Source organism: Nocardioides sp., assembly GCF_025965415.1.
Lineage (GTDB): Bacteria > Actinomycetota > Actinomycetes > Propionibacteriales > Nocardioidaceae > Nocardioides.
Window position 1 is genome coordinate 1 of the sequence record NZ_JAOPWY010000096.1, and the last position, 3,556, is coordinate 3,556.

The window sequence follows — 3,556 nt, forward strand, 5'->3', positions numbered from 1 at the left end:
ACCCTGTGGACAGGGCGGGCAGGTGCGCCGACTCGAGGTGCTCTTCGTCAGCAGGTGCGCCGACTCGAGGTGGTGGTCAGGTCAGCCAGGAGGTGATCGGCGAGATCGCGAAGTAGACGACGAACAGCACGGCCACGATCCACATCAGGGGGTGCACGTCGCGGACCTTGCCGACGACGGTCTTGATGAGGACGTACGCCAGGAAGCCGGCGCCGATGCCGACGCTGATCGAGTAGGTGAACGGCATCAGCACGATGGTCAGGAAGGCCGGGATGGCGATCTCGAGGTCGTCCCACTCGATGCCCTTCACCTGCTGCATCATCAAGAAGCCGACCAGCACCAGCGCGGGGACGGCCGCCTCCGACGGGATCGCCTCGACGATCGGGGCGAAGAAGGTGGTCAGCAGGAACAGCAGACCGGTCACCACCGACGCGAGACCGGTGCGGGCGCCCTCACCGACGCCGGCCGCCGACTCGATGTACGACGTGTTGGAGGAGACGCCCGCGGCGCCACCGGCCACCGCGCCGATCGAGTCGACGATGAGGATCCGCTGCGAGTGGGGCGGGATGCCCTCCTCGTCGTTGAGGCCGGCCTCGGCGCCGATCGCCGTCATCGTGCCCATCGTGTCGAAGAAGTCGGCGAGCAGCAGGGTGAAGGCCAGGAGCAGTGCGGCCAGCACACCGACGGACGAGAAGGCGCCGAAGAGCGAGAACTCGCCGAGGGTGCCGAAGTCGGGCACGTCGACGAACCCGTTGAGCTCCGGGACGTTGAGCGACCAGTTGCCCGGGCCGTCGGTGGCGACCGAGCCGAGGTCGAGGACGGCCTGCAGGACGAAGGCGAGGACGGCGGTCGCGACAATCGAGATCAGGATCGCGCCACGCACGCGGCGCACCCACAGGGCGATGATGAGGACCACGCCGATCGCGAAGACGAGGACCGGCCAGCCCGTCAGCGTGCCGCCGTTGCCGAGCTGGACCGGCACGGTGGTCTGGAAGGCGTCGGGGATGCGGGTCACGAAGCCGGCGTCGACGAAGCCGATCAGGGCGATGAACAGGCCGATGCCGACTGAGATCGCGATCTTCAGCTGCTGCGGCACCGCGTGGAAGACCGCCTTGCGGAAGCCGGTCAGCACGAGGACGAGGATGATGAGCCCCTCGAGGACGATCAGGCCCATCGCGTCGGCCCAGGTCGAGCGGGTGGCGATGGCGTTGGCCACGAACGCGTTGAGGCCCAGGCCGGTCGCGAGCGCGAGGGGGAAGTTGGCCACCGATCCCATGAGGATGGTCAGCAGGCCCGCGACGAGCGCGGTGCCAGCGGCGATCACGGGGAGGTTGGACCCGTCCCCCGGGCCGCCTCCCAGGAAGGCGCCCGTCGAGTCCGGCACGAAGCCGAGGATCAGCGGGTTGAGGACGACGATGTAGGCCATCGTCAAGAAGGTGACGACGCCGCCGCGCACCTCTCGTCCTACGGTCGATCCCCGTTCGGTGATCTTGAAGAATCCGTCGAGGCCTGAGGCCTTGCCGGGTGCGGGCGCAGTGGTGGTGTCATCGGTCACGGAACGGCAGTGTGGCAGAACCGTGCTACGTCCGTGTTTCCGTGTCCCGCGTGTAGCGTTCTCGACGTGGACCTGGGCGACGAACAGCCGACGCAGCACGAGATCGGCAACCGCACCTACATCGTGGCGCAGGTCGAGCCCCTCGACGTCGACGGCGTCCGCACCACCGAGGTCGGCACCGCCCTGTGGCTGCTCGGCTTCCTGGGCCTGCTGCCGTTCTGGGGCACCCTCCAGGACAACGGTCGCACCTGGTGGCTCTGGACCTGCCTGGCCGGCTTCGGCCTCGGCCTGTGCGGGCTGGAGTACTGCCGACGCCGGCGCCGCGAGCGTGCCGCGCAGCGGGCCGAGGGATGACGCTCCCCCCGACACGCTGGGAGCTCGCCGGTGACGGCAACCGCGGCTACGGCGAGACCTTCGCCCAGCGCGTGGCCGAGGGCGCGGACATCGACGGCGAGGCACGGCTGGCCGATGCGCTGGTGCCCCGTCACGCGCGGATCCTGGACATCGGCTCGGGCATGGGCCGGGTCTCGGCGGCGCTGCAGTCGCGCGGCCACGACGTCGTGGCGGCCGAGCCGGACTCGGCGCTGCGCGCCCAGTCGCGGGCGACCTACCCGGACCTGGAGGTCCTCCCCCACGAGGCGCTCGCGCTCGACGCCGCCGAGCTCGGGTCGTTCGACCTGGTGCTGGCGGTCGGCAACGTGATGATCTACCTCGGCGAGGGCACCGAGCGCGCCGTGCTGCAGCGGGTGCGCGACCTGCTCGCTCCCGCCGGCCGGGCGCTCGTCGGGTTCCACCTCACCGCGGTGAAGGCGGGCAGCCGCACCTATCCGGCCGACGAGTTCGCGGCGGACGTGGCGGCCGCGGGCCTGCGTGTGGTGCACCGCTTCGGCAGCTACGAGCTGCACGAGCCGGTCGACGACTACGCCGTGTGGGTGCTGGCGGCTCTCTAGCGGGCTCGATCTCGACGCGGTCGGTCGTGGCTGTGCGGCTCAGATGAGCTCGTACTCGTCGTCGGTGAGGGTGTCGAAGGCGTGCTCGGGCATCGGCAGGGGCTGCTGCTTGCGCGCCAGCTTGACCTCCGAGTGGGCCCCGCACCCGTGGTCGAGCGAGACGACCTTGCCGTCGTCGTTGGCGTTGCCGTTGGCGCAGACGCCGAAGGTCTCGGCGAGCGAGCCGCTGAGGCGCACCAGGAACCCGCACGTGGCGCAGGTGTCCGGCGCGCTCTTGGCCAGCGGCGAATCGGGGCCGCCGGAGCCGGCGTACCAGCGCTCCGCCGCCATGTCGATGCCCTCGCGGCTCAGCGTGCGCACGCGACCGAGCCCCAGGTCCTCGGCGACCCGGCGCACCTGCGCGCGGTCGTCGGCGTCCATCGGGGGGTCGAGCGGGTCGTCGCCGACGAGGTAGGTCGGCACGAGGCGCACGTCCTCGTCCTCGACGGGGAGCAGGTCGCCGGGCGAGAGGTCGCCGGGCTGCAGCCGCTCCTTGTAGGGCACCCAGGCCGGCGCGACGATCGCCTCGTCGCCGGGCAGGAGCACGACCTCGTTGACCGTGATGTCCTTGCCACGCTTGGCGCGCGTCAGCGTCACCGACCAGTACCACCCCGGGTAGCCGGGTCGCGCGCAGGCGAACTGGTGCGTGACCACCCGCTCGCCCTCGGCGTGGGCGCCCAGGTGGTCGCCCACCTCGGCCGCCTCGGCGACCTCGAGGACGATGCCTCGAGCGACGTCGGCGGCCTTGACGAGGGTCGAGTCCGGCTTGCCGGCGCGGCTCGGGAGAGAGATCACACGTGCATCATGACAAACGGGGGGTCGCCCTGTCCCGTCGGGGACCGCACCCGGGACGGCGTACGGCTGCTGTCGGGCCGGTAGTCCAAGATGGTGCCCGTGACCTCCGAGCGACCTGACCCGCCCCCCGGGCCGCGGTCGGGGTCGTCCGCGCCGCCCCCGGCCAGTGCCGTACGCCGCTCGCTGTCGGGCGCTGCCCGGGGCGCCCGCGCCGCCG

Annotated in this window: 4 protein-coding genes; 2 read left to right on the forward strand and 2 right to left on the reverse strand. The window is 71.5% G+C overall.

The genetic code is table 11. The features are described from left to right. Window positions 1-76: 76 nt before the first annotated feature. On the reverse strand, window positions 77-1,555 hold the full coding sequence (locus JWN97_RS10260; protein WP_297622049.1) for an NCS2 family permease: 1,479 nt from the start codon (window positions 1,553-1,555) through the stop codon (window positions 77-79). Window positions 1,556-1,621: 66 nt separating this feature from the next. Between JWN97_RS10260 and JWN97_RS10265 the strand changes: the two genes are divergently transcribed. Together JWN97_RS10265 and JWN97_RS10270 are read left to right on the forward strand one after the other, a co-directional pair. Then, window positions 1,622-1,909 carry a DUF2530 domain-containing protein gene (locus JWN97_RS10265; RefSeq protein WP_297622051.1) on the forward strand — a complete coding sequence of 96 codons (288 nt, stop codon included), beginning with the start codon at window positions 1,622-1,624 and terminating at the stop codon, window positions 1,907-1,909. After that, complete coding sequence (locus JWN97_RS10270; RefSeq protein WP_297622053.1) at window positions 1,906-2,505, forward strand: class I SAM-dependent methyltransferase; 600 nt, start codon at window positions 1,906-1,908, stop codon at window positions 2,503-2,505. The genes JWN97_RS10265 and JWN97_RS10270 overlap by 4 nt, the downstream gene beginning before the upstream one ends. A 39-nt stretch (window positions 2,506-2,544) precedes the next feature. On the opposite strand, the gene JWN97_RS10275 is transcribed toward JWN97_RS10270, so the two are convergent. Further along, window positions 2,545-3,339 (reverse strand): DUF3027 domain-containing protein, encoded by a 795-nt coding sequence (locus JWN97_RS10275; protein WP_297622055.1) that lies wholly within the window; start codon window positions 3,337-3,339, stop codon window positions 2,545-2,547. Window positions 3,340-3,556: the final 217 nt, after the last annotated feature.

Excerpts from the sequence above, each read along its gene's own strand:
- JWN97_RS10270 (WP_297622053.1), top strand. The coding sequence starts at position 1,906 with ATGACGCTCCCCCCGACACGCTGGGAGCTCGCCGGTGACGGCAACCGC.